This is a genomic window from Trinickia fusca (genome assembly GCF_003628145.1).
In the GTDB taxonomy this organism is placed as follows: Bacteria; Pseudomonadota; Gammaproteobacteria; order Burkholderiales; family Burkholderiaceae; genus Trinickia; species Trinickia fusca.
On sequence record NZ_RBZV01000010.1, the window covers coordinates 144452 to 168700 of the forward strand.

Annotated in this window: 23 protein-coding genes; 12 read left to right on the forward strand and 11 right to left on the reverse strand. The window is 62.0% G+C overall.

The window, feature by feature from the left end; all coding sequences use genetic code 11:
* Window positions 1-19 precede the first annotated feature (19 nt).
* Window positions 20-928 carry a LysR family transcriptional regulator gene (locus D7S89_RS20665; RefSeq protein WP_121280613.1) on the reverse strand — a complete coding sequence of 303 codons (909 nt, stop codon included), beginning with the start codon at window positions 926-928 and terminating at the stop codon, window positions 20-22.
* Between the two features lie 139 nt (window positions 929-1067).
* On the opposite strand from D7S89_RS20665, the gene D7S89_RS20670 reads away from it, so the two are divergent.
* On the forward strand, window positions 1068-1832 hold the full coding sequence (locus D7S89_RS20670; RefSeq protein ID WP_121280615.1) for an SDR family oxidoreductase: 765 nt from the start codon (window positions 1068-1070) through the stop codon (window positions 1830-1832).
* A gap of 67 nt (window positions 1833-1899) precedes the next feature.
* Here D7S89_RS20670 and D7S89_RS20675 read toward each other — a convergent pair whose 3' ends face one another.
* On the reverse strand, window positions 1900-2655 hold the full coding sequence (locus tag D7S89_RS20675; RefSeq protein ID WP_121280617.1) for a DeoR/GlpR family DNA-binding transcription regulator: 756 nt from the start codon (window positions 2653-2655) through the stop codon (window positions 1900-1902).
* A gap of 82 nt (window positions 2656-2737) precedes the next feature.
* Here D7S89_RS20675 and D7S89_RS20680 point away from each other — a divergent pair, with 82 nt between their 5' ends.
* Entirely contained in the window at window positions 2738-3121 is a 384-nt protein-coding gene (locus tag D7S89_RS20680; RefSeq protein WP_121280619.1) for a DUF4406 domain-containing protein, read from the forward strand.
* A gap of 1 nt (window position 3122) precedes the next feature.
* On the opposite strand, the gene D7S89_RS20685 is transcribed toward D7S89_RS20680, so the two are convergent.
* The 3 genes from D7S89_RS20685 to D7S89_RS20695 all read right to left on the reverse strand — a co-directional run bounded on the left by D7S89_RS20685 (window position 3123) and on the right by D7S89_RS20695 (window position 7184).
* The gene (locus D7S89_RS20685; protein ID WP_121280621.1) at window positions 3123-3911 is read right to left on the reverse strand and encodes an SH3 domain-containing protein; all 789 of its coding nucleotides are present in this window, start codon (window positions 3909-3911) and stop codon (window positions 3123-3125) included.
* Window positions 3912-4078: 167 nt separating this feature from the next.
* Complete coding sequence (locus D7S89_RS20690) at window positions 4079-6433, reverse strand: sensor histidine kinase (protein ID WP_342766917.1); 2355 nt, start codon at window positions 6431-6433, stop codon at window positions 4079-4081.
* On the reverse strand, window positions 6375-7184 hold the full coding sequence (locus D7S89_RS20695) for a response regulator transcription factor (RefSeq protein ID WP_121280623.1): 810 nt from the start codon (window positions 7182-7184) through the stop codon (window positions 6375-6377). Before D7S89_RS20695 ends, D7S89_RS20690 begins: the two co-directional genes overlap by 59 nt.
* A gap of 300 nt (window positions 7185-7484) precedes the next feature.
* Here D7S89_RS20695 and D7S89_RS28330 point away from each other — a divergent pair, with 300 nt between their 5' ends.
* On the forward strand, window positions 7485-8741 hold the full coding sequence (locus tag D7S89_RS28330) for a YadA family autotransporter adhesin (protein ID WP_121280625.1): 1257 nt from the start codon (window positions 7485-7487) through the stop codon (window positions 8739-8741).
* A 198-nt stretch (window positions 8742-8939) separates the two neighbouring features.
* On the opposite strand, the gene D7S89_RS20705 is transcribed toward D7S89_RS28330, so the two are convergent.
* The 3 genes from D7S89_RS20705 to D7S89_RS20715 all read right to left on the reverse strand — a co-directional run bounded on the left by D7S89_RS20705 (window position 8940) and on the right by D7S89_RS20715 (window position 11296).
* Window positions 8940-9275, reverse strand: coding sequence for a DUF4148 domain-containing protein (locus D7S89_RS20705; RefSeq protein ID WP_121280626.1), 336 nt, complete (start codon window positions 9273-9275; stop codon window positions 8940-8942).
* A gap of 171 nt (window positions 9276-9446) precedes the next feature.
* Complete coding sequence (locus D7S89_RS20710; RefSeq protein ID WP_121280628.1) at window positions 9447-10862, reverse strand: MFS transporter; 1416 nt, start codon at window positions 10860-10862, stop codon at window positions 9447-9449.
* A complete protein-coding gene (locus D7S89_RS20715) occupies window positions 10859-11296 on the reverse strand; it encodes a nuclear transport factor 2 family protein (RefSeq protein WP_121280630.1) in 438 nt (145 codons plus the stop codon). Before D7S89_RS20715 ends, D7S89_RS20710 begins: the two co-directional genes overlap by 4 nt.
* Before the next feature lie 132 nt (window positions 11297-11428).
* Between D7S89_RS20715 and D7S89_RS20720 the strand changes: the two genes are divergently transcribed.
* The 8 genes from D7S89_RS20720 (at window position 11429) to D7S89_RS20755 (ending at window position 20218) form a co-directional block, all read left to right on the forward strand.
* Entirely contained in the window at window positions 11429-12160 is a 732-nt protein-coding gene (locus D7S89_RS20720) for an ArsR/SmtB family transcription factor (protein ID WP_121280632.1), read from the forward strand.
* Between the two features lie 248 nt (window positions 12161-12408).
* Window positions 12409-13779, forward strand: a complete 1371-nt coding sequence (locus tag D7S89_RS20725; protein WP_121280634.1) for a lysine N(6)-hydroxylase/L-ornithine N(5)-oxygenase family protein — start codon at window positions 12409-12411, stop codon at window positions 13777-13779.
* 43 nt (window positions 13780-13822) lie between these two features.
* Window positions 13823-14461: a glutathione S-transferase family protein gene (locus D7S89_RS20730; RefSeq protein ID WP_121280636.1), complete on the forward strand. Its 639-nt coding sequence runs from the start codon at window positions 13823-13825 to the stop codon at window positions 14459-14461.
* 104 nt (window positions 14462-14565) lie between these two features.
* Window positions 14566-15696 carry an NAD(P)/FAD-dependent oxidoreductase gene (locus D7S89_RS20735; protein ID WP_121280638.1) on the forward strand — a complete coding sequence of 377 codons (1131 nt, stop codon included), beginning with the start codon at window positions 14566-14568 and terminating at the stop codon, window positions 15694-15696.
* A gap of 48 nt (window positions 15697-15744) precedes the next feature.
* The gene (locus D7S89_RS20740; RefSeq protein ID WP_121280640.1) at window positions 15745-16812 is read left to right on the forward strand and encodes an NAD(P)/FAD-dependent oxidoreductase; all 1068 of its coding nucleotides are present in this window, start codon (window positions 15745-15747) and stop codon (window positions 16810-16812) included.
* Window positions 16813-16873: 61 nt separating this feature from the next.
* The gene (locus tag D7S89_RS20745) at window positions 16874-18331 is read left to right on the forward strand and encodes a class I tRNA ligase family protein (protein ID WP_281273174.1); all 1458 of its coding nucleotides are present in this window, start codon (window positions 16874-16876) and stop codon (window positions 18329-18331) included.
* 58 nt (window positions 18332-18389) lie between these two features.
* On the forward strand, window positions 18390-19856 hold the full coding sequence (locus D7S89_RS20750; protein WP_121280644.1) for an FAD/NAD(P)-binding protein: 1467 nt from the start codon (window positions 18390-18392) through the stop codon (window positions 19854-19856).
* A complete protein-coding gene (locus tag D7S89_RS20755; RefSeq protein ID WP_121280646.1) occupies window positions 19853-20218 on the forward strand; it encodes a cupin domain-containing protein in 366 nt (121 codons plus the stop codon). The genes D7S89_RS20750 and D7S89_RS20755 overlap by 4 nt, the downstream gene beginning before the upstream one ends.
* Window positions 20219-20419: 201 nt before the next feature.
* Here D7S89_RS20755 and D7S89_RS20760 read toward each other — a convergent pair whose 3' ends face one another.
* Together D7S89_RS20760 and D7S89_RS20765 are read right to left on the reverse strand one after the other, a co-directional pair.
* Window positions 20420-21304 (reverse strand): spherulation-specific family 4 protein, encoded by an 885-nt coding sequence (locus D7S89_RS20760; RefSeq protein ID WP_183085288.1) that lies wholly within the window; start codon window positions 21302-21304, stop codon window positions 20420-20422.
* Between the two features lie 188 nt (window positions 21305-21492).
* A complete protein-coding gene (locus D7S89_RS20765) occupies window positions 21493-22143 on the reverse strand; it encodes an FMN-dependent NADH-azoreductase (protein ID WP_121280650.1) in 651 nt (216 codons plus the stop codon).
* Between the two features lie 109 nt (window positions 22144-22252).
* Between D7S89_RS20765 and D7S89_RS20770 the strand changes: the two genes are divergently transcribed.
* Entirely contained in the window at window positions 22253-23155 is a 903-nt protein-coding gene (locus D7S89_RS20770) for a LysR family transcriptional regulator (protein WP_121280652.1), read from the forward strand.
* 73 nt (window positions 23156-23228) lie between these two features.
* Here D7S89_RS20770 and D7S89_RS20775 read toward each other — a convergent pair whose 3' ends face one another.
* Window positions 23229-24200: a zinc-binding alcohol dehydrogenase family protein gene (locus tag D7S89_RS20775; RefSeq protein WP_121280654.1), complete on the reverse strand. Its 972-nt coding sequence runs from the start codon at window positions 24198-24200 to the stop codon at window positions 23229-23231.
* Between the last annotated feature and the right edge of the window lie 49 nt (window positions 24201-24249).

Sequence of the window (24249 nt, forward strand, 5' to 3'; positions counted from 1 at the left end):
CCTCGTCCGTCAGGCCCCTTCACGTCCGTTCCCATGGCGGCACACCGGCAAACGCGTTGACCAGAAAATCGATTGCTGCACGCACCTTTGCACTCAGGTGGCGACGACTCGGATAGAGCGCGAGGATATCGATATCCGGTAAGCGGTATTCAGGCAGCACCCGAACGAGCGTGCCCGCGCGAAGGTCATCGCCAATGAGAAACGTTGGCTGCCAGATCACGCCTTGCCCCGCAAGCGCGGCCGCGCGTGCTGTATCCCCGTTATTGGTGTGCATGTGACAGGCGACCTCGACAGGGTGAGCTTTGCCATTGCTGTCGGTCAGTTGCCATTCGTCCGCTGTGGCCGCGTAGCGGTAGCCGATGCATCGGTGTCTGAGCAAGTCCGCCGGTATTTCCGGATGTCCCCAACGGCTCAGATAGTCGGGAGACGCGCACAAGACGTTTCTCGACGTCGCCAGTTTGCGGGCGGCATGTTCAGCGGTGCCAGCACGCGAGATGCGAATAGCCAAGTCGAAGCCCTCCTCGACGAGGTCGACGACGCGGTCAGTGAGCGCAATGTCGAGTTCGACATCGGGATATCTCTGCATGAATCGAGGCCACAGCGGCGCCAGATGCAGGATCCCGAAGCTGACTGGCGCATTGACGCGCAGCCGTCCGCGCGGTTCGATCGACGTTGTCGACACGAGCCCTTCCGTTTCGGCCACCTCTTCGAGGATTGTCTTGCACCGCGAATAAAGGGTTTCGCCGCCTTCGGTAAGCGATAACTTGCGGGAGGTGCGATTGAGTAGTCGCGCACCGAGATGCGTCTCCAGTTCATTGACATAGCGGGTCACGTTCGCGGGTGACGTTTCGAGTGCATCGGCCGCGCGCGCAAAGCTGCCCCGATCGACTACCGTCACGAAAACCTCATAGGCGCGAAGTCGGTCCATATCGTGCCTCAATCATTCACAAAAGCTGAATGATACAACCAGCTTTTTCGTCTTCGCTTACCAAGAAGTAAATCCTATAGTGCGTCTCAAGGGGCCGACGCATAGGGCATCGGTCCACAAATGAAGCGGGAGATTGAACATGCAACGTTTGACGGGAAAAGTCGCCATCGTGACTGGCGCGAGCGCAGGGATTGGTCGCGCGGCAGCAAAGTTGTTCGCCGCAGAAGGCGCGAAGGTCGTGGTGGCAGCGCGTCGCGAAGCCGAGCTCGAGGCGCTCGTGACGGAAATTACCCGCGAAGGCGGTACCGCCGTGTCGCTCGCGGGTGACGTGCAATCCGAAGACTTCGCGAAAGCGCTGGTCGCCCTCGCCGTCAGCCGCTTCGGTCGTCTCGACATCGCCTATAACAATGCGGGGACGCTCGGTGAAATGGGCCCGTCCACAGCGGTTTCGGAAGCGGGCTGGTCAGCCACGTTGGCCACCAACCTGACGAGCGCGTTTCTCGGCGCCAAGCATCAGATACCGGAAATGGTCAAGCAAGGCCGTGGATCAATCATTTTCACCTCGACGTTCGTCGGCTATTCGTTCGCCTTCCCAGGAAGTGCGGCCTATGCGGCCAGCAAAGCGGGACTGATTGGGTTGACGCAAGCGCTTGCGGCCGAATACGGGCCGCAAGGTGTGCGCGTCAACGCAATCCTGCCGGGCGCAGTGGACACGGAGATGTACCGCGGTATGAATGACACGGCCGAATCGCAAGCGTTCGTGACAGACCTGCATGCCCTGAAGCGAGTCGCGAAGCCGGAAGAGATCGCACGGTCGGCGCTCTATCTTGCATCCGACGATTCGTCCTTCGTGACGGGTACGGCTTCATTGGTCGATGGCGGGGTTTCGATTACCCGCACATGAGCGGTTTGAAGGCGCCGTCTGCCGGGAAACAGAGGTTCGGCGACGGCGCGCCATCGTCATACTAAGGTCACGCCCGAACAACACTCACGCCGGTAGCCTCCAGTGCCTCCGTCAGCGCAATATCGGTCGACGCCTCGACGATAATCGTCTGCGCGAGCGTCACGTCGCCTATCGAGTAAGCCGAAGCGGCATTGATTTTTTCCTTTGACGCGAGGACGACGGTCTCCGCCGACCGCGCCGCCAACGCTCGCTTCACATAAGCCTCTTCGAGATCGCCCGTGCTGAGCCCCGCTGTCGAATGCACGCCGGTTACGCCCATGAAGTACAAGTCGGCGTGAATATGCGACATCGCCTCGATGGCGGCGGCCCCCACCGTCACGATCGAATGCTTGTACAACCTGCCGCCGATCACGATCACCTCGATCGACGGATGATCGACCAGTGCGACGGCAATCGTCGGGCTATGCGTCACGATCGTCGCCGACAAGGAGTGAGGGATATGCCTGACCAGTTCAGCGCAAGTCGTCCCACCGTCGACGATGACGACCTGGCCAGGCGCGATCATGGACGCGGCGGCCATTCCGATCGCACGCTTGCCCGACGACTCGAGCGTGCGTCTCACCGAAAACGGAGCAACGGCCGACGAGGCAGGTAACGCGCCCCCGTGAACCCGCTGCAACAACCCTTCTGCTGCCAGTTCACGCAGATCGCGTCGTACCGTGTCCTCCGACACGCCGAACTCCACGGCAAGCGGCGCTGCGAGGACCTGCCCGTCTCGTGCCAGCCATTCGAGAATGATTTTCTTGCGTTGTGTCGTCAACATTTGGATTTGCACGTTTTATCTTGATATTGCACGAATGTGCACGATATCATGATTGCTCCTACCTGACGGAGCAGCGTACCGAATGACACCCCAACTCATACTCGTCGCCGGCCCTTACCGTAGCGGCACACAAGGCGATCCCGAGCGCATTGCACTCAATCTCGAACGTCTCGAACAGACGGCGCTGCGCGTCTATCAGCAAGGACATGTCCCGATGATCGGCGAATGGGTAGCGCTCCCCCTCGCGGCGGTTGCCGGCTCTAAGGCGATAGGCGACGAAATCAGCGAAGCGTTCCTGTATCCCGTCGCCAGCCGGCTAATCGAGCAGTGCGATGCGGTACTTCGTATCGAAGGCGAATCGCGAGGAGCCGATGAGGACGTCAGGTTGGCAACCGAACTGGGGAAGCCCGTCTATTGGAGCGTTTCGGATATTCCCGCTGTCACGCCCCGCTCCTCGGGCTCCTGAACTAGTGGTTCGGCTGATGGTCCTGATGGTCCTCATGTTCGCCGCCACCGCCTTCGCCACCACGGGGCTGACCGCCTCGCTCTTCGGCGCCTCCGCGCTGCATAGGCGCGGCTCCAGGGCCACCGTGCGTGGGCGGGCCCCCCATTGAATGAGCGGGTCCGCTCTCCGGCTGAGCACCGGGGTGAGGTTGAGGACCGCCCGTATGCGGCGCCGGTTGTTCCATCGGGCGAGCAAGCCCGGGCTGGGGCCGAGCCTGTGGTGGACCGCCGTGCACGGGTGCTCCCGGGGCACGGTCATTGGGCGGCGGCGCATGTCCCGGATACGGCCCCGGCGGCCGGCCCATTTCGCCATGCTCGGGCGGTCGGGCGACACGCGAAGGCGGTTGATGATGGGCCCAGCGCGACTCATCGTGGTACCACGAACGATCACGGTAATAACGGCCCCAATACGAGTCGATCGAAAATACAACGACAGGTAACCCGATCGTCGCGCCATAAGTGACGATGGGAACCTCCGCGCCCTGGTACGGATAGCTGAGGTACTCGGCGTAAACCCATCCGCGCAGGCCAGGCGCAGCGACATCGCACCAGCTGTAATCCTCGACGCACCCCATCACGGCAAGGGCCGTGCCCTCCGGCACCTGAGCGACGACGGGGTAATCGGGCGCGGGGCCAGCATAGATCTCCACCGGTGCATTGGTGTAGGCCTGCGTTTGCGCCAGCGTCGTGCCGGAAAGCATCAGCAGGCCGACTCCGGCCGCGATAGCTGGCATGGCGAAGTGCTTTTGCATGGTGTCCCTCCTATCCGCGCGGCAGCGGACCCGGTATCTCTATTTAGGATATGCCATGCAAGTTTCGTGCAGCGTCATAGCGTTTCAACCTACCAATCCCCGCGTCCCGATCACCGTTGCTCGTGGCATTCGCCGCCCAACTTGACTGGTCACCCGCGTCATCCTCCCTACCGCGCGAGAGCGAGCGCCTCGATACCTGCGAAATCCAGTGCCTCGACGTACCGCCTCAGCTCGGTCAAAAACGCGCCGCACGCGGGATGATTGACGTTCATCCTGTCTACCCATCGCTCTATGTCGGTCAGGCGTCCATCTTTCGCAAGCACCGCCAGTTCTCGACGGTCATTCTCGGGCGGTACGCACGCCGCCAGCTGGCGTTTTTGCTGCTGAGAGATTTCGGCGGGGCCGCTCGACCAATACGGGATGATGCTCGACGAGGAAGCATCGGCCGCATCCGTCATGGGCACGACGATTTCAAAAGAAAATGAGGTGCCGCGATTCGGTGCGCTCGAAACGCGCAGCTCGCCGCCCATGATGTCGACGATGCGCTGCGCGATGGAAAGGCCAAGGCCGTTGGTGCCGCTCGTGGACTGCATCGGGCGAAAACCCGAAAAGAGGTTCGCCTGATGCTCGGTGTCCATCCCAATGCCGGTGTCCACGACCTCGAAACCGATGAGCCATTGTGTCTCATGCCGGCGTGCCCTCACCGTCATCATGACGACGCCGTCACGCGTAAACTTCGACGCATTGGACAAGAGATTGAGCAGGATCTGTTGCAGCCGGCGGCCATCGACCATCAGTCGGCTCGGCAGCGAGGTCAGGGCCTGAAAGTGGAACCGGTTATTGAGTTGAGTACAGAGCGCTGACGCATATTCGGCAATGTCGCTCAGCAACTCGGGCAGGTCGGTGACCACCGGCGCGATATCGAGCGGCTCCAATTCCGCCTTCGCATGCCCGATCAACTCGTCGATCAAGCCGAGCTGATAGTTCACGCTGCGCTCGATTGCCTGGATCAGCGCGGCTTGTTTCGAATCGGCGGCGTTCAGCAGCAATTGGGCGTAGCTCGCAATCGTGGCGAGCGGAGCACGAAGGTCGTGACTGACATAGCGCAAGGTTTCGATCTTCTGCTGATTTTTCTCTTCCGCGTCGAGCAATGCGTCGTTCAGCGCAGAGGTTCGCTGTGCGACCTCATAACGGAGTCGGTCGTGCTCGCTCTCTTGCCAAGCCGACAGTTCGGCCCTGGCCTCGCCCCGTTGTTTCCCGACATGGTTGATCCAGGCGGCGAGCACGATCAAATGCGTGGCCAATCCGATGATGGCGATGATTGGATTGGGCCGGATGTCGGAAGTCAGCCACGCTAATGCGGCCGGTAGCGCCCCTATCATATCGAGCGTGCGCAATGTCCCGTTGAACAGGGCAAAGCATACGGTGACCAGTATGACCCGAGCGGTCGGCGTGGATTGCCGCACGAGTACCGCAGCGATCCCCACCGGGACAACCGAGAACACTGCCGTCCCATACACGCCGACCTGCGAGAAAACGAACAGGCGTCCAAACGCAGCTCCGACCGCTGCAATGCCCTCCAGTACGGCAAAGCCCAACAAGACGCGGCGCGCGGGAATGTGGGCGTTCTCGCCGTCGGCGATGCGCAAAATGAAGACGATGGCCAGCAGCACGCCGGTGCAGCCGAACACGGTAACGCTACGGGTACTCCAGTCGGCTGCGTGTGGCCACAGGTAGACCGTCGTATAACCACGAACCGCGGCTTCATATAACGCTGTCGACACACAGATGCCCGCGAGCACCAGAAACGAGCCGTTGCGAGAGAAATAGGCGATGAGCAACGCGCACCACGCAAGGGCCAAGACGCCACCGATGAATCCGGCGTCCCACAGCGCCGCACGCTTCTCGAGCGCATCGTATTCATCCGCCGAGTACAAATTCGGTTCCAACGTGATCGTCGTCTCGCTGGCCACGCGAATCAGGACAGAAACTTGTTCGCCGGGCGCGAGCGTGAATTGCACCTGCGGATAGCGGGACCGAGGTGTGCGGGCCATGACGGAATCGACGTTCTCGTGTCGCCAGCCACTACCCGTACCGATATAAAAATCGACATGCTGAAGGCGCGGCTCCCTCAGCACGAGAACGAGCGACCGTTCCGTCGAGCCGCGGTTACTCGCAACGGCACGGAGCCACCATGCCGAACGCGAGAACCCGGGCTTCAGCCCCTTGCGCTCGACGAGCCGCCAACCGGGCGAGCCCCCGGTCGGCAGCGCAAGTACATCGTCCAATCGCTTGCTGGTCGAAGCGTCTTCGACTACCTGGATTTGGTCGAGTGCCGGCGTTTGCCTGACCGATTGCGGAGCGCGATCGGGATTGACTGCGAATGCGCACGTTGCCCATCCACTCAGACATAGGAGGCATAAGAACAATAGCCGACGTAGACCGCGGATTGTCATCGTCACGTTACTCGGCATCAACGTTAGCAGCCGGCGCATCTGCTCGGTCCTGAAAGCGAAATCCATCTCGGTAGACCGAAGGCGTCACGCCGAATCGCTCGCGAAATGCGGTAGCGAAATTCGCTGCGCTCGAAAAGCCAATTTCCTCGGCAATACTGGCGACGCTCAACGGCGTGGTGCTCAACAGGCTTTGCGCAACGCGCAGGCGTTCATGCCGCAGATACTCGAATACCGTTTGACCAAGGTTGTCACGAAAGGCACGCGACAGCCGCTTTTCGTTAGTCCCTACCAGGCGGGCGAGCTGTTCGACTGAGGGCGGCGCGCTCAGGTTCTGCGAAAGGTGTCGAATAGCTGCCCGCACGATGACGTCGTCGCCGGTGAGGTCCGGTGCGGTGATGTCTGCTTCGGCATGCCTTTGATCGCGTGCCCGCGTTAGGTGCACGCGAATCCGCGCCAGCACCTCGGCCGGCTCGAACGGCTTCAGCACGTAGTCGACGGCGCCGATCTCCAGCCCCTCCAGACGCTCATGGAGCTCGCCGGCCACGGACAGAAAGATGATCGGAATGGCAGACGTACTGGGCGTCTCGGCGAGAAGCCGGCAGGCGGCAAAGCCATCCATTCGGGGCATGCGGACGTCCATCAGGATCAGGTCGGGCGAGATCGCCAATGCGCGTTGGTATGCCTGCGCTCCATCGAATGCGACGCTGATCCGGCATCCGGCGTTGCGCAAGATATCGATCAAGAGGCGAAGCTGGTCGGGCTGGTCGTCGACTACCAGAATGTGGGCATCGGCGAGAGCGATATTTCGGTGAAGCATGGCGAGCTGGGCCTGGCGGGTCGGTTTCTTTTCACTTGTCGGCGGGCATGCTCGATTCGATAACGCGAGCCATCACGAAAATTGCGTCGACCAAAGCCGACGAATGCCTGCACCAAATAAATATTCTCTCAAACAAAACGTTTTTCCGCTCAGGAAAACACATGCGGATTCTTCGCCGGCCAGAATCCGTGCCGGCGTCCGGGCATGTCTTGGCCAAGTTGAAGATATTGGGCCTCTGATTGCGCTCATGGGCGAGAGTAAAAGCGATACCCGCTCCGTGTTGACAAACAGTTCTCTAAGATGAAAAAGCGACTTTCAGCCATCTCCATTGCGGTAATTTCCATTGCGTCGAGCAACGCCCATGCGGATAACTTCGCGTTCGGTAGCGAGACCCCCACTACGACCGTCACGATTGGCGGGGCGGCAGCCGCGCCGGCCGCCACCACGGGCGGCGGGGTACCGGCAACGGCCGGCTCCGACGGCACGAGCCAGAATCAGGCGTACGGTTTGATATCCAGCGCAAAAGGTGGCGCCGCGCTATCGATCGGCGATACGGTGCAAGCGGCGGGTAGAAACGCGACGTCTGTCGGTAGCAATTCCAATGCGGTTGGTAATAACTCAGTCTCATTTGGCGGCGCTGCGAATTCGACCGGCGTAGGCTCGAGCGCAATCGGCGCTAGCGCTACCGCAACGGCCAATAATTCCGTGGCGCTCGGCGCGGCTTCGGTGGCCGATCGCGTCAATTCGGTTTCAGTTGGCTCGGTTGGCAGCGAACGACAAGTGACGAACGTGGCTGCCGGCGGGTTGAGCGCTACGAGCACGGATGCGGTCAATGGCTCGCAGTTGTATTCGACGGCACAGAGCGTCACGAACCTCAGCAACCAGGTATCTCAACTTGGCAATCAGTCGACGCAAATGACGGCGGCCGTAACCGCGGAAGCCACGCGTGCGACCAATGCCGAAGCCGCGTTGCAAAGCCAAATGGCCAACAACAACAGCTGGATGACTCGAGCCCAAAATGGTTCGATCGGCGCAGGGGCAAACGCGACTGGGAAGAATGCCACCGCAATCGGCAACGCCACGGCGAGCGGGAACAATTCAGTGGCTATCGGCCAGGGCTCTGTCGCCGATCGCGCCAATTCCTTCTCGGTCGGCGCGAAGGGAAGCGAACGTCAGGTCACGAACGTCGCGGCCGGCACCGCCGCCACCGATGCCGTCAATGTGCAGCAGCTCAACAACGGGATCAGTCAAGCGACCCAAGCGTCGCAGAACTATACGGACGCTCGCGTCGGACAACTACAGAATTCGCTCGACTCGATGAAGTCGGATATGTATGGCGGCGTAGCTGCCGCGCTGGCGGTTGCAGGGCTGCCGCAGCCGACCGCGCCGGGACGTTCGATGGTCAGCGCTGCGACGTCGAATTACCACGGCCAGCAGGGTTTCGCCGCGGGCTACTCCTACGTGACGCAGAACAACAAATGGGTGGTGAAAGCGTCGGCCACGTCCTCGACCCGTGGAGATTTTGGCGGGGTTGTCGGCGCGGGTTATCAGTTCTGATGCCAGCCGTTTCGTAGCGCTCGTCGCCCCAAAAAGCGCCCGGCCCACCAAGGCCGGGCGAAACCGTCGGGTTGCCAACGGCGGAGGTAATACGTTGTCCTATGCAACGAGCCTGCTTTGATCGAAAGCAGGCTCGTCGTGTCTTGCAGAAAGAGAAAGCGAGAGATGCGGCATCGGGCGATGCGACCTCACCGAGGCTTATTGACCGAAGAAAATCGACTTCTCAGCGGCCCCTGCGGCATGGCCCGCTTGGACCTTGACGTCAGCCACGCCGCCGACATCGTTCGCCGCCGTCTGCGTCACCGCCGCTTGTTGCGTACCGGCGTGTTGCGCGGCGACACGCGCTTCTGCTGCCTGAATGTCGGCCGGATAGTACGGGTCGTTGCCGCGCGAGGGAACGTAGCCGACCTTGGCCAGATCAACGAGTTGCTGCTGAACGTCTGCACGCGTCACCGGCTGGTTCGATTGGGCAAACGAAGCGATCGGGGTGGCAAGAACGGCGGCAAGAGCGACGGCACTGATGAGCGATTTCATGGTAACTACCTCCAAGGATTATTTCGTAATCAGCTATAAACGGTTGTCTCTAGCTGTTGAAATGAATTCTAGGAGCAAGAATCTATAGGGTAAATACCTAGATTCCGAAAACACTGTTTCCGTTGGCAAGACAATCGCGCGCCCTTCCCCTTGACCCTCACGTTGCGTCACTCAGTCGCGATAGCCGAGACTCGTCGTCGTGGGTGCCTCGATCCCAGCTTTTTTGGCGCGCGGCGGCCGAGAAGCGATCCACCAGACAAGGGCAGCGAGCGCCGACAACCCGATCACCCCAGCCATGACTAGATACATCGCCGTCTGGAACGCGTGCAGCACCGAAATCAGCGTGCCGAAGATCGCCACGCCGAGCGCGGCACCGCTCTGGCGTGCCGAGTTCAGTACCGCCGCAGCGACGCCCGCACGGCTTTTCTCGACCGTGCCCAGCGCCGGTGAAGTAGCGGCCGGCGAGATGAAACCCGACGCCAAGCCGATCGCGAGCATCGGCACGATAGCCTGCCAGTAAGGCGAGTTCGCCGTGGCAAGACTCATGCCCGCGGCGCCCGCCGCATACAGGCCGAATGCCGCACACATCGAGAAGCGCGCGCCGAAGCGCTGGACGAGGCGGCTCGAGAACAGCCCGCCCGTCGCGACCATCCCCGTCATCGGCAAGAACGCAAGCCCCGCCTCGAGCGGTGAGGCGCCGCGCACTTGCTGATAGTAGAGACTGAACGTGAACAGCATCCCGTAGAACACGAACGCCGATGCCATCGATACAAACGTCGATCCCGAAAACAGGCTACTGCGGAAGAAACCGAGCGGCAGCATCGGGTCGGCGCTACGCGCTTCGACGAAGAAGAAGGCGATCCATGCGAGCAGGCTCGCGATCATGCCCGCGATGAGCGGCGTCGAGCGCCAGCCGAGCACCGGGCCTTCGATCAGCACGCCAATGAGCGCGCCGAGCGCGACGATCGCAGCCGCCTGGCCGGCCCAATCGAAGTGCCGCGTCTTCGACGTTGCCGTCGGGGCGACCGAAGCAGTCAGCCACAAGCCGACGATGCCGATCGGTACGTTGACGAAAAAGATGCTGCGCCACCCGAACAGGTGGATCAGGATGCCGCCGATCAGCGGCCCCGATGCCATCGCCGCGCCACCGCAGCCCATCCAGATACTCACGGCTGCCGCGCGGCGCGCCGGGTCGGGACACGCGTCATTGATCAACGCAAGCGAGCACGGCACGAGCATTGCGCTGCCCACTCCCTGCAACGCACGTGCCAGCGCGAGCGTCGTCATATCGGGCGCGACGCCGCAAAGGACCGAGGCAGCGACGAAGACCGCCAAGCCGGCGAAGTAGATATTGCGCGAGCCGAGCCGGTCGCCGAGTGTGCCGCCGGTCATCAGCAAGCTCGCGAACGTCAGCGTATAGGCGTTGACGACCCATTGCAGTCCCGCCATGTTGCTGCCGAACGTGCGGCTGATCTGTTCGAGCGCGACGTTGACGATCGACGCATCGAGCAGAACGACCGTATAGCTAACGCTCGTCGCCGCCAAAACGCGGCGTGCGGCCGACTGACCTGCTCCTCCCTCGATCATGACTGGCCGACTCCCTTTTTGAGCGCCTCGGTCAAAGACCGGAACCCGACCCACCCCCAATACACGCGATGATGGGTGATGAGGCCGTCCGCGACGTCCATGACCTCGACGAGATCGACTTGATCGCCATGCGGCGTTTTGCGCGGGTATTCCCACGTCAGTTGCCTGCCGTTCGAAAAAAAAGTACCCGTCCGATACCAGCGGTTGAGGCTACCACCGAGCTTTCGTAGGCCTGCTTCGAAAAATTCCCCGATATTTCGCTTTCCTTCGAGGATGCCACTTTCATTTTCCGGCAATGTCACTAAGATAAGCGGCGTTTCGAGCGTGGCATCCTCTGCGTAGAGCGACATTAGACCGTCGAGATCACGGCTTACTATCGTTTCGTGCCATCTTTCGTAGATATGTAGGATTTGCGAATCCGTGGCGGCCATCATCAACGCTCCCTATTTGATCGTTCTGAATGCCACCAGTTTAGCGGCCATAATTTTTAGATGCTTCGACACGAATCGAAACATCAATGCTGTGGGTCCGGTACTATCAACGTTGATGAGCTCGAGGGATTGACCATGAACCAAGATCACAATGTCGCTTCCGTCGCCTTTTTAATTGCCGACCCTGCGCGCGCGGCGATGCTGATGTTTCTTGGCGACGGTCGGGCGCGAGCGGCTGGCGAACTGGCGCATGTTGCCGGCGTCACGGCACAAACGGCCAGTTCCCACTTGAGCAAACTCCTGGCCGGTGGCTTGCTAGCGGTAGAGTCGATGGGGCGCCATCGCTTTTACCGGCTGGCCGGGGCCGAAGTCGCCGCTGTGCTCGAAAAGCTGGCGGCTATCTCGCCGAACAAGCTCGTCAATCCGAAGCACGCGAGCCGGGCACTACAGGATCTGCGCTTTGCCCGGTGCTGCTACGACCATCTGGCGGGCCGCCTTGGGGTGGCCGTGACGCGAGCGATGCAGGAGCGCGACCTGATCGTCGCCATGCCCGAGCAGCGCTACGGCATCACCGCGGCCGGCGTCGACTGGTTCCGCCAGATCGGGCTCGACGCGCTGCACCTGGACGATTGCGGCATCCACCTCGCCAGCCAGTGCCTCGACTCCACCGAACGGCGGCACCATCTGGCGGGGCCTCTCGGCAAGCATTTCATGAGCACCCTCTTTTCAAAGGGGTGGCTTCATCGCCGAGAACGCTCGCGTGCGATTTCCGTCACGCCCGACGGATGGTCCGGACTGAAGGCACTGCTCAATCTCGACGAACAATCGCTGCGGCTATCCGATTGGGAGTGTGAGGTCGATGCCTGACATCCTCTGCTCCCCGCTTGCCCTAGCCCACCCGCTCTGACGTCGCCTGGGACAAGGCAACGCAGTCGTGTCGTCACCAATAACGATCATTTCATTCCGAGGGACATCGAGCGTTAGCATCCATTCAATATTTTTCTCCTCAAACAATAACATTATTCTTCGCTTCGCAATAAATCGAGCTTACCGGATCGAGGGAAGCTCGCGCGCCTGATTCGGCGCACCCCCAATTTTCTTGTAGGAATGTGCTAATGGACAAGGATCAGTATCACCTGATTGGCGTCGGCATTGGCCCTGCCAATCTCAGCCTGGCCGCATTGCTGCAGCCGTGCAACGATATCAAACGTATCTTCCTCGACCGCAGAAATGAATTTATCTGGCACCCTGGATTGCTTTTTTCAAACGCAGAATTGCAGGTGGCGTACCTCAAGGATTTGGTCAGCCTCGTAGCACCGACGAGTCCGTATTCTTTTCTTGAATTTCTCCGTGAAAATGGCCGCCTCTACAGTTTTATTAATGCGAATTTTCCGCATGTACTGCGCCGGGAGTTCAACGAATATTACCGCTGGGCATGTGGAAAACTTCCGGATCTCGAATTCGGTTCTGAGGTGACGTCGATCGACGTGGGCCGCGGCGGTTTCGAGGTCGCGACGTCGCTCGGCGTACGGCATGCCGAACATCTCGTGATCGGCACGGGGCTCGTGCCGAATATCCCGGCCTATGCGGAGCCGTTCCTCGGCGACACCCTGTTTCACGCGTCCGAATTTCTGCGACGCAAGGTCGACGCCAAAGGACGCCGTGTCGCGATCATCGGCGGTGGACAGACGGGCGCCGAGGTATTCCTGAATCTCATGACTTCCGATGCGACGCTGCCGGCATCGATTTCGTGGATTTCCCGCCGCCCGAACTTCCTGCCGCTCGACGATACGCCGTTCATCAACGAGCAGTTCACTCCCGGCTACAGCGACTACTTCTTCGGACTGCCGCAGCCCGTTCGCGAGTCGATCATCGAGGCTCAGAAGCTGACGAGCGACGGCATCTCGCCGTCGACGCTCGAGAGTATTTACCGCCGGCTCTACGAACTGAAGTTCCTGGCGAGGCACGAGTGCGCATGGGAGCTACGACCGGGGCGTTCGCTCGAGCGCATTGCGCGCGCAACCGCGGGATTCGATCTGACGATGCGAGATGCCGCGACCGGCCAGATGCAGTCGCTCCAAGCCGACCTCGTCATCCTTTGTACGGGGTATACCGCCCGTCTGCCGAAGTGCCTCGCACCGATTCGCGATCGCATTGCGCTCAATAGCCGGGGCGAGTATGTGGTGCGCCCCGACTATTCGATCGAATGGGCCGGTCCCTCTCACCACAAGATCTACGTGCAAAACGCTTCGCGCACGCAGCGCGGGCTCGCCGATCCGAATCTGAGTTTGCTCTCGTGGCGGAGCGCGAAGATCGTCAACAGCGTGGCCAGGCGCACCGTCTACGACGTCGACAACAATCAATCGATTCTCGATTGGCCGCAGGCGCATCACGCAGCGCTCGCCCACGAGACACCGGCGGCCGCGCCGCGCTCATTCGCCTTGATGAGGGACGCTGAACCAGCCGCCGACGCCGTCCGCGGATGATGCGGTCGGAGCGCGAGACCATCGACATTGGAGAGGCAGCAACATGGATCTGTATGGTGATTTGATTTCGAGCAGTACGCGGCGGGTGCTCGTGACGGCAGATTGCGTCAACGCGCCAATCGCGTTCAAGGTCGTCGACATCGTCAAGAAGGAAAACCGGCACGACGCATTCCTGCAGCTCAACCCGAACGGGACGATCCCTGCTTTCGTGGATGGTGACATCGTGCTGTTCGAAGCGTCGGCGATCATGACTTACCTGGCCGAGAAGTACGGCTCCGAGCTGCTGCCGAAAGGGGCTCGGCGCATCGAGACGCTGAAATGGACGCTGTGGGCCGCTGAGCATTTTCGTCAGGGGCCGAATCTGCTGCTCGAGGAGCGCTACCTCAAGAAAATTCATGGAGAGCCAGAGAACCCGTGGGCCGTGGCGCACGGAGAAATGCTGACGCGCAAATACGCAGCCGTGCTCGACGAGCATCTCGCGCATCGCCGCTTCGTGACCGGTGACACGGTGACGTTGGCCGACTTCGATCTTGCTGCTCCGTTTAGCCATCTGACGCGCTCGCGCGCACCACTCGACGAATACCCGAACCTCGTCGAGTGGCATACACGCCTGCTCGAGCAGGTACCCGCGTGGGCCAGGCGCGGCGCCGATCTCGAGCGGCGCATTCGTGAATTGAACTGAACGGGCATTGCTCTCCCGTGCATCGATATGCGCGTGTGCCGCTGCACGCTCGTCGATACCGCACGTAGAGGCCATGCCCCGAGAAACATGAAGGAGATGACAGCATGCATGAAACGACTGACGCGATCGTGGTCGGTGGCGGCTCGACGGGGTGCAGCATCGCTTATCACCTGCTTGGGCGAGGGCTGAAGGTTCTCGTGCTGGAGCGCGCTGCGCTTGGCTCGGGAACGACGGCTTATTCGCCGGCCATCATCCGCCAGAACTACGCCGACATCCGCGTATCGAAGCTGGCTCACGAAAGTATCCGCGTCTTCGAGCATTGGCACGAGGAAGTCGGCGGCAACTGCGGCTTCGTTCAATGCGGATTTCTCACGGCGTTCGCAGAGGAAGACCGCGCGCTTCAACAGGGGCGAGCCGAAGACATGAAGCGTCACGGCATAGCCGTCGACGTGCTCGATCCCGACGATATCGTCGCGCTGCAGCCCGACTTCAACCGTGAGGGCATCGCTGGCGGCGTGTTCGAAACGCGCGGCGGCTATTGCGATACGGCCGCCACGATCGAATCGCTGAGCCGCGGTATCCGGCGTCGCGGCGGCACGATTCATGAGCACTGCGACGTCATGGCGTTGCGTGTCGCCGGAGATCAGGTGGTCGGCGTGCAAACGCGCCAAGGCGCGATCGATGCGCCGATCGTGATCAACGCGGCTGGCGCATGGGCCGGGCAGTTGGCCAAGACCGCAGACATCGACCTGCCGATCACCGTATCGCGTCATTGCATTGCCCTGTTTACACAGCCGGTCGTCAGCGCACTGCCGCGACTCTTTGCGTACCAGGAGCGGCGAGTCGATCGGCTCTACATGCGCTCGATGATCGGCGGGTTGAGCATGGTCGGTTCGTTCGATGCCGCCGACAGCTTCGCGGCGCAAGCCGACCACCACAGCACGGTCGCCGACGAGGAGAAAGTGGCGCAATACCAGGTGCGCGCCGCGCGCCGCTTCGGCCGCTTCGCCACCGCACGCGCGCTGGGCGGATGGGCATCCGTGTTCGACGACACAGCGGACGGCAACCCGCTCATCGGCGCGGACCCCGACGTTCGTGGCCTCTACGTTGCCGCGGGCATGAACGGACACTGCTTCAAGCTCGCCCCCGTCATCGGCCAGGGCCTGGCGGAAATCGTCACTGACGGCGCGACCTCGATCGACCTTGGCGTATTCGCACCGGGGCGGTTCAGATAAGCCACCCGACACACACCGTCACTCGACAGATACTGAGGACTCGACGTTATGCGTAGAACCGAGCAGTACGACCTCGCCATCGTGGGAGGCGGCATTATCGGCGCGTGGACGCTCTATCTGGCCGCCACGCGGTTTCCGAACTGGCGCACGGTACTCATCGAGCGCTCGACGATCGGCAGCGGAGCCACGGCCCATTCCGCGGGTGTCTGGGTAGCGATCGGCCGAACGCCGATCGAGCGCGCGCTCGCCACACGAAGCATGCACCTGTACGCGCAGGTGCGCGCGCAGTTGAACATCGACATGACGCCAGCGAAGTCGTACTGGGTCTCGTCATCCCATACGTTCGATGCAGCAAGGGAATCGATTCTCGACCTCGGCGGCGCCGGGCACGAGATCATGCCGGCGGAACTCGCCTCACAGTTCGATTTTTCGGTGCGCATTCCCGATGGCGAGCGAATTCAGCTCGGCGGGACACCCGCGAGCTGTGATCCTGGCGGCATCGCGCGTGCACTCGTCGCGTATGGCCGACGGCAATCGCAGGTTTCATGCTGGGAAGGCATCGACGTGTCCGCGGTGCGGCCCGCAGGTGACGGAGTCGACATCGCCCTCGCGAACGGCGACACCGTGGCGGCTTCGCGTGCCGTCGTCGCCGTCGGCCCCTGGCTACCGGCCGGGCTCGTGCCAGCCAGCATCAGCTCGTCGGTCCGGATCAAGCGCGTCGTTGCGCTGCACGTGGACAAACGCCCGCCGCCCGATGCGCCCGCGTTGTTTTTTCCCGATGCCGATGCCTACTTGATGCCGTTGCAGACACGCCAGCAATGGCTCTTCAGCTTTCATAGAAAGCAATGGGGCTGTCGCCCCGACGACGTCGAGCAAGCCGTGAACGCCGCGGACGAGGACGAGGCGCTAGCCGCATTGCGGCGCTATCTGCCCGAGCTCGCCGCCCATTGTCGAGGCGGCCGCGCGTTCTGCGACGCCTATGCGCAAGACGGTGAACCGGTGATTGCCGCGAGCCCCGATGCCGGGCAGATCGTGATTGCCGGCGCCGGCGCGGGAAAAGGCTTTCGACTGTCGCCGGGCATCGCGGAAGCCGCGCTGGCCCGGCTCGCCTCCTGACGTCGCCCCCCTTAACGCGTGGACGTTTTCAATCATGAAAGATTACTTACTGATACCGGTCATGCCGACCCCGAATGGCCCACTCCATCTCGGACATATCGGAGGGCCGTTCCTCAGAATGGATGTCCTGGCTCGCCAGCTCAGGCAGGCGGGCCACAAGGTATCGATCGTCTCTGCTTCCGATCCGTGGGAAACGCACGTCTTGCTGCGCGCTCATGGCGTCGACTCCGCACCGGCCGACGTCTGCCATCGCTATCACGATGAGATCGCTGCCAGTCTGGCCGCGCTGAACATTCGCTACGATCGTTTCATCCACGTCCTCGATGCGCCCGAGAACGAGGTCATGCCGCGTCTGGCGCAACGCGTGATCGATCGCCTGGCGGCACACACGGGGGCACTGCGTGTCATCAATGAGCGCTTCCCCTACAGCATCAAGTACGGCGTGCCGATCGTAGGCGGGTTGATCGAAGGCAGATGTCCAAGCTGCGGCTCGTCGATGGGGGGCTTCTTCTGCGAGCGGTGTGGCGCCGAGTCATCGCCGGACAAGCTGCTCGAGCCGCGATCGCGGTTGTCCGACGATCGGTGGGAATGGCGCAACGCCGACAGCCTCTTCCTGCATGTGGCCGATGTCGCCACGATGCGCGCCACGGCAGAACGGATCTGCCAGGACGGCAAGCTCGTCGACACCGCCTTCCGCGGCCTGCAGCTCAACGAGAATCTGATCCGGCTCACGCACCCCGGCAACTGGGGCATACCGTGCACGGCGCCCGGCGTATCGCCGGGCTCGGTCATCTTCACGTATCCGGCGTTGCTCGCACTGTCGTTGCTATGCGCGGGGGACATGGGGCATGGCGAGCCAGCGGAGGGCACGGCCTTCGAACCGGACCGCGACACGGTGACGATCGCGAGCTTCGGTGTCGACAACGCCATGCCCTACCTCGTCTCGGTGCTCGGCCAGGCGATGAGCGCGGGCAACATCAAGCCGTTCGATCACTATCTGACGAACTACTTCGGCACACTCGACGGCAAGAAATTCTCGACGAGCCGCAATCACGCGATATGGGCGCTCGACGCCCAGCGGCTGTTGCAAGCGCGTACCGACACGATTCGCGCTTACCTCGCGCTCGTCAATCCGCAGCACGGCGAGGAGGATTTTTCCGTCGCGGAGTTCGGTGAGTTCAAGCTCGAGTGGGAAGACCGTCTCGATGCACTGATCGATACCGCGCGTACTGCTCGGCACGTCGATTCGGGCACGCTCGATCTAGCCCGCCTGTCGCGTCTGCTAGAGGCGCGCGACGTCGCGCTCGACCCTGCCCGCTTCGAGTTGAGCGACGCGGCAAAGGCGGTCCATGAATGGATCCGCGCCGGTGCGTCCGAAGGGGCAACTCAGGCCTGGGCATTGGGATTGTCGGTGCTCGCTTATCCGATCATGCCCGAGCTTGCCGAGCGGATCTGGCAAGAAGACGGCATGCCGGGGCTGCCGAAATTCGATGCGCTTTCGCAGCGACTGCCGGCTTGAGCATGCGCGACCCGACGCCTCTCGAGGCGTTCGGCCACACTCGTAGGAGACAACGATCATGAAGAGAAAGACACTGATCCTCGGCGGCGGCATCGTCGGCGTGGCGGCGTTCGTCAGCCTCGTCCGGCATCGCGGCGCCGAGGCGATCGACATCGTCAATCCCGGGCCGATCGGCCTCGGCCGCGCCTTCGCCACCACGGAAACACCGTTGTTGACGAATACGTCCGTCGATACGCTGTCGATCCTCGCCGACGACAAGGACGATTTTCTCGACTACCTGCGTGCGCGCGGCGTGCCCGCCAACCCGGGCAGCTGTGTGCCGCGCTTCTATGTCTCGCAGTACGCTCGCGATCGGTACGACCAGTATGCGCGAGCCGCAGCCCAAGCCGGCATCGCGCATCGCCATCACCGCGCGATGGCGATCGAAGTGCGTAAAGTCGGGCAGCACGCCTACCAGGTGCAGCTCGATACGGGCGAAATCGTCGAAGCCGACAATGTGATGATCTGCTGCGGCTTCGGCCAACCGCTCGTGCCCGAGTATGTCGCTCCACACGTGGGGAAAGACGGCTTGTTCGTGACGCCGTATCCCGAAGGGGCCCTGTTGGCCGCATTACCGCAGTCCTCCCGCGTGCTCGTGCTCGGTACGCGGCTGTCGGCGATCGACGCTGCCCTGCTGCTGTGCGGACAAGGGCATTCCGTCGTGATGGCCTCGCGCTCCGGCGAACTGCCTTCCGTGCGCACTCAACTGCTGCGCTTGCCGCCGGGCCGTATCGACAAACGACGTTTTGCCACGCTGGCGCTGACTGGACCAAACCTGCGCCGCCAACTGCTGCGCTTGATCGGCGCAAGTGCGCGCGTGGTCCCGGCCTTGCCGCTGAGCAAGCAGGTGAGCCGCGCGACGGACATCGAAACGCGCCTGCGCGAGGAGATCCAACTTGCCGAGAGCGGGCAGAACAACTGGCAGAACATCATCATCGAGCTGCTGGAGATGGCCGATACCCTGCTCGTGTCGGCAGGGCCAGCTGTCCAGCAGCGTGTGCTCGATGCCTGCTGGAGCCTGGTCCAACGGTATCTGTTCTCGTTTCCGGTGGGCAATGCCAAAGCGCTCTTGTCCTACATCGAATCGGGCCGGCTGAAGATCATCGCGGGTGCGCCGCGCGAGTTGGCCGAGCAGGCCGGCGAGTGGGCCGTTACGTGGGCCGACGACAGCGTGCAAACATTCGACGCGGTGGTGTGCGCAACGGGATTTCATCGCCCTCGCTTTCATGCCCGAGCGCAGGAGATCGAGATCGTCACGGACCTCTCGCGCCGTGCGGAGCCGCCGGCGGTGGGCCCCGATCTGCGCGTGACGCTACCCGAGTCGCAGTCTCCTGAGGATATCTGGCTGATCGGCGTGTCGTCCTATCTGCGCTCGGCGCTGACGAGCATCGTCTATCAGGGAGCGAAACAAGCGGATGCGATCGCGTCGGCAATGAGCCGCGACAACGTCGATAACACCAGCGAACTGGCAGGGAGCCTGCAATGAGTGAAGCGAATCAAGCGCATCATGTGCCGCGCCTGAACTTCGGCGACGAATTCGACATCGCCGATGGCGTGACGGTCTGGCCGATCGCCTTTCCGCACGACTTGGCGCATCCGCCGTTCGAGTCCACGGTCTTCATCATCGAGCCGGGCAAGTGCTCGCCGCCGGACAGCCATGCCGTGGAGGAGACATGGGTCATTCTCAAAGGAGCGGGACGGCTCGATTACGATGGGCAGTCGATGCGCTTGTCGGGCGGTGACAAGGTCTTCTTTCCGTCGCATCGGACACACCAAGTGACGAACGATGCTGACGGTCCGTTGGAGATTCTGTCGATTTATTGGGAGCCGCACGCGCAAAACGCGTAACGCCCCGCATCGTCACTGCGCGAAGCCGCTCGCCGCAGGCGGGGGGTTCGTCGACGCCACGCCTCCCACGCTCGAGCGTGAGTCATCCGCCCATGAAAGTGTCTGCGGGTGACTCCGGTCAACCACCGCTTCTTTCATCGCGACTCGCACGCGCCCAGCGCGTGCGAGTACGGGCGCGATCCAAACGGCGCTAGCCTGTCGTCACTGGCGCAGCCCACCGGCGTAGCCGATCTCGGCATTCAGATAGCTCGGAATCGCTGTCCACGGGTTGAGGTACGGGCCGACCATAAACGCATCGGTCGCGTCCACGTAGGCGGCGAAGCGCCCAAACGCCTTATTGACTACGGTCGCCCAATCGGCGTTGCCGGTGTTGTAGACGAGGTGCCAGAAGCGCGGGCCGTATTCCGCGCCCGACGCGTATTGGCCGTTTGCAATGATGTTGCCCCCGACCCAGCCGTACGCCCAACCGTTGGCCGACGCATCGACCAAGTAGTGGGCGGCCGTGTCTTCGAAGGTGATGAAGACGTCCGCCGTGTCGTTGCCGGCTTGCAGATAGCAGTCGGGCACCGCCGTGCCTAGGTTGTTGACGACAAAGCTCTGAACGCCAGGGAGCTTCGAGGTGACGTAGACGCGCGCAGCGCGCAACTTGTCGCGCCATTCCGTGCTGGTGGCGCTCGCGCCGCAAAGATTAGGCACCTCGTCGAAAAAGATGCCGTCGTAATGCACCGAGCCGTTACGCGCGTTGAGGTAGCGGTCGACGCTCGCCTTGATGTCGTCAAGCGATCGCAGGGCCTTGTCCGTGTGGACGTAGCCGATCACCTTCACCGGCCCCCCATTGGCCGCCGTGCGTGCGCGCAGCAGGTCTGCGTCATGGTCGAGGATCGACTCGTCGGCATCGCCGTTGCCGATGTTCACGATGACGACGGACGGCGGCACCGGCGTTTTAACCGGATCCTCGAGCGTAGTCAGGAACGGGTCGCCGGGATACACATAGGCCGGCAGGCCGACTTCGATCCCACGCGCCGATGCGGGCAAGGCGACTGACGCGAGCATGGCGGCGGCCACGCCGCCGATGAGCCATTTCATTTGCTTCTCCTTTCTTCGTTTGACCGAACAACGGTTATGAGCATGAGGCGGCGGCGAGCCGGCGAATAGCCTGAATTTCCGTAGGGATGCGCGGCTCCAATGCGGTTCGGCAAATTGAATTGCTCTGGTTTCGCGTAGGCCGCTCGCCGCGTCGGCGGCGAGCCTGCGCATTGGCAGCTATCGATATTTCATTGGCCCACCGAAAGGGAGCCTGTCCTTGCAAGCGCCACGGCCTGCTCTAGCGCGGCTTCTCGGATCGCCCCACTGATCTCGGGACCCTGGAGCGTTTGCTCGACGACGATCGATTCGACCTCGGTCACGCCGACGAATCGCAGCCACATTTCCATGAACGGTCGCTGAAAATCGAATAAATGCGCGGGCGTGCTCCCGCCCACCGAAAAATCGAGCCCTCGCGCATAAATGACCACCGCCTTCTTGCCTTTCAGCAATCCGGCGCTCCCCTGCTCGTCAAACGAAAAGAGGATGTTCCGCTGTGACACGACGTCAATGAAATGCTTGAGCTTGTACGGAATGGAAAAATTCCACAGGGGCACGGAGAACAGCAGCGTATCGGCGTCGTGCAATTGTTGCGCAAGCGCCCGGATGCTCGTCCACACCTGCTGTTGCTCGACGCTCAGTGCCGTACCGCTCAGGTCCGCGTATTTGGCATCGAGCGCGTCGCCGTCGAATTCCGGCAATCTCGCTGCCCACAGGTCGAGCACGTCGATCCGATGGGTTGGATGGGCGTGGCGATAAGCCTCCAGATACGTGCGCGCGACGTCGAGTGATACGGACTGTCGCTTACGTGGCGACGCTTCGATATGCAGCAAAGTAGGCATCAAATGACCTCAAATGTTTGAAGCCATCATCACAACATATTTCAATTCACAATATAAATGAAGTATTGTCTTGGCACTCAGTTCGAATTGCACTGAATTAGGAGGCACCATGTTCGATACCGTCCTGCTGCGATCTTTCGTGGCAGTCGTACAGGAAGGAGGCTTCACGCACGCTGCCGCACGTCTCAATCTGACGCAGTCCGCGGTTAGCGCGCATTTGCGGCGACTGGAGAAACAGATCGGCCGCGACTTGCTCGAGCGCACCACGCGCTCGGTTGCACTGACGCCGGATGGCGAGCTGCTGCTGGGCTACGCGCGCGCCATCCTCGCGCTGAATCATGACGCACGGGCTCAACTGTTGCGCAAACCTACCGAAGGAGCGATCCGTGTCGGGCTGTCCGAAGACCTCGCCAACGTCAGGCTGATGAACGTCGTGCAGGGGCTTGCGGTGCGTTACCCACTCATCGCGTTCAGCGTCAGAGTCGGTATTCCGGCCGATTTGTTGCAGGCGATGGATCAGGGCGAACTCGATGTAGTGATTGGCGGGCGATGTTCGGGTGCCCGCACCGGGCGGGTGTTATGGCGAGAGCCGCTCGTGTGGGCTGGCGCCGAATGGGCCTCGCTTACGCTCGGCGCGCCGGTGGCGCTCGCGCTGCTGCCGGAGCCCTGCCCGTATCGTGAGGCTGCACTGGCCGCGCTCGCGCGGGCTGGCGTCGATTACCGGATCGCGTTCGTTTGCGCCAGCAGCGCCGGCCTGGGCGCCGCAGCGCTGGCCGGCTTTGCGGTAACGCCGATCGCCCATAGCCAGCTTGTGCATGGGCTGCGTGTGGTTTCGTCTGATACCGGCTTGCCGGCTCTGCCCGATGTCGAGTTCACGATGTTCGCCGCGGCGGGGCCATCGGCGTACGTCGCGGATGAATTGGGTGAGGCGATCGCGATCGCATTCGGGCACAAACATGGAGCCGGGGACCCGCTGGGGAAGCGGGCGATGGAGGCCGCGGCACTTCTCTGATGCTTGGCGAAGTGGAGCGCGCGGTTCTCATGGACGACCATCGATTCTCGTCGTCCGATGAGCACGTGGTCGGTCAGAGGACGACGACCATCTTTCCGCCAGCTTCGTTGGCTTCCATCACGCGATGCGCTTCGCGGATTTCATCGAAACCGAACACACGGGACGGCTTTGCCTTGAGACGGCAGGCGGCGACGTCTTCGGCGATCTCTTGAAGCGGGACATCGGAAAGCGGAAAACCGGGCGTGCCGAACACGAAGCTGGCGAAGAACGTCAGATCGACGCCGCTCGACATTTGCGCCAGCGGATTGAAATCGGCTATGGGAGCGAGGCCACCGAGCCAGCCTGCAAGACAAGCACGGCCGCCGCGCCGCAACATGGCGAGCGAATCTAGAATCGTACTGTTGCCGACGAGGTCGAGCACGGCATCGATGCGCTTTGCCTCGGCGATCCGATTCGACAGATCGGGGCCTTCGATCTCGACGCGCGAAGCGCCCAAGCCTTCGAGCATCGCGAAACGCGCCGGATTGCGTGTGGTCGCGATGACCTTCGCGCCGGCGTTCACGGCGAGGTTCACTGCAGCCTGCCCGAACGACGACGTCGCGCCGCGGACGACCACCGTTTGCCCTTTTTCGATCTCGAGATTGCGGAACAGGCACGTCCACGCAGTCGCATAAGTTTCGGGAATCGCCGCGAGCTCGGCCCATGGCAGGTCGGACTCGATCAGCGCCACGTTCGCCACAGGCGCCCGCGTGTATTGCGCATAGCTGCCGTTGATGGTTCGTCCGAGGTCGCCCATCAATGCAGCGACTTTCGCGCCGACAGGAAATTCGCCGCCAGGACACGACTTCACCACGCCCACGCATTCGATGCCGCTGACCTTGGCAGCCTCGGCCCACTCGCCGCGCCGCATATGCAGCTCGGCATGGTTGAGACCGAAAGCCTTGATTTCGATGACCACATGCCCTTCCAGTGGCTCGGGTTCCGGCAGTTCCGTATAGACGAGGCTATCGAGGCCGCCGAACTTTTCGAGCACGATTGCACGCATGACTCTTCTCCATAACGTTTGATGGCACTGCAGTTGATGCTGACGAGGC

Bases quoted from the DNA above. Each gene is read 5' to 3' on its own strand.
- D7S89_RS28330 (WP_121280625.1), top strand. From the start codon at position 7,485: ATGAAAAAGCGACTTTCAGCCATCTCCATTGCGGTAATTTCCATTGCG.
- D7S89_RS20735 (WP_121280638.1), top strand. From the start codon at position 14,566: ATGCATGAAACGACTGACGCGATCGTGGTCGGTGGCGGCTCGACGGGG.
- D7S89_RS20690 (WP_342766917.1), bottom strand. From the start codon at position 6,433: ATGGATTTCGCTTTCAGGACCGAGCAGATGCGCCGGCTGCTAACGTTG.
- D7S89_RS20750 (WP_121280644.1), top strand. From the start codon at position 18,390: ATGAAGAGAAAGACACTGATCCTCGGCGGCGGCATCGTCGGCGTGGCG.
- D7S89_RS20695 (WP_121280623.1), bottom strand. From the start codon at position 7,184: ATGCTTCACCGAAATATCGCTCTCGCCGATGCCCACATTCTGGTAGTC.
- D7S89_RS20745 (WP_281273174.1), top strand. From the start codon at position 16,874: ATGCCGACCCCGAATGGCCCACTCCATCTCGGACATATCGGAGGGCCG.
- D7S89_RS20760 (WP_183085288.1), bottom strand. From the start codon at position 21,304: ATGAAATGGCTCATCGGCGGCGTGGCCGCCGCCATGCTCGCGTCAGTC.
- D7S89_RS20680 (WP_121280619.1), top strand. From the start codon at position 2,738: ATGACACCCCAACTCATACTCGTCGCCGGCCCTTACCGTAGCGGCACA.
- D7S89_RS20710 (WP_121280628.1), bottom strand. From the start codon at position 10,862: ATGATCGAGGGAGGAGCAGGTCAGTCGGCCGCACGCCGCGTTTTGGCG.
- D7S89_RS20685 (WP_121280621.1), bottom strand. From the start codon at position 3,911: ATGCAAAAGCACTTCGCCATGCCAGCTATCGCGGCCGGAGTCGGCCTG.
- D7S89_RS20675 (WP_121280617.1), bottom strand. From the start codon at position 2,655: ATGTTGACGACACAACGCAAGAAAATCATTCTCGAATGGCTGGCACGA.
- D7S89_RS20670 (WP_121280615.1), top strand. From the start codon at position 1,068: ATGCAACGTTTGACGGGAAAAGTCGCCATCGTGACTGGCGCGAGCGCA.
- D7S89_RS20740 (WP_121280640.1), top strand. From the start codon at position 15,745: ATGCGTAGAACCGAGCAGTACGACCTCGCCATCGTGGGAGGCGGCATT.
- D7S89_RS20770 (WP_121280652.1), top strand. From the start codon at position 22,253: ATGTTCGATACCGTCCTGCTGCGATCTTTCGTGGCAGTCGTACAGGAA.
- D7S89_RS20720 (WP_121280632.1), top strand. From the start codon at position 11,429: ATGAACCAAGATCACAATGTCGCTTCCGTCGCCTTTTTAATTGCCGAC.
- D7S89_RS20765 (WP_121280650.1), bottom strand. From the start codon at position 22,143: ATGCCTACTTTGCTGCATATCGAAGCGTCGCCACGTAAGCGACAGTCC.
- D7S89_RS20715 (WP_121280630.1), bottom strand. From the start codon at position 11,296: ATGATGGCCGCCACGGATTCGCAAATCCTACATATCTACGAAAGATGG.
- D7S89_RS20705 (WP_121280626.1), bottom strand. From the start codon at position 9,275: ATGAAATCGCTCATCAGTGCCGTCGCTCTTGCCGCCGTTCTTGCCACC.
- D7S89_RS20665 (WP_121280613.1), bottom strand. From the start codon at position 928: ATGGACCGACTTCGCGCCTATGAGGTTTTCGTGACGGTAGTCGATCGG.
- D7S89_RS20775 (WP_121280654.1), bottom strand. From the start codon at position 24,200: ATGCGTGCAATCGTGCTCGAAAAGTTCGGCGGCCTCGATAGCCTCGTC.
- D7S89_RS20730 (WP_121280636.1), top strand. From the start codon at position 13,823: ATGGATCTGTATGGTGATTTGATTTCGAGCAGTACGCGGCGGGTGCTC.
- D7S89_RS20755 (WP_121280646.1), top strand. From the start codon at position 19,853: ATGAGTGAAGCGAATCAAGCGCATCATGTGCCGCGCCTGAACTTCGGC.
- D7S89_RS20725 (WP_121280634.1), top strand. From the start codon at position 12,409: ATGGACAAGGATCAGTATCACCTGATTGGCGTCGGCATTGGCCCTGCC.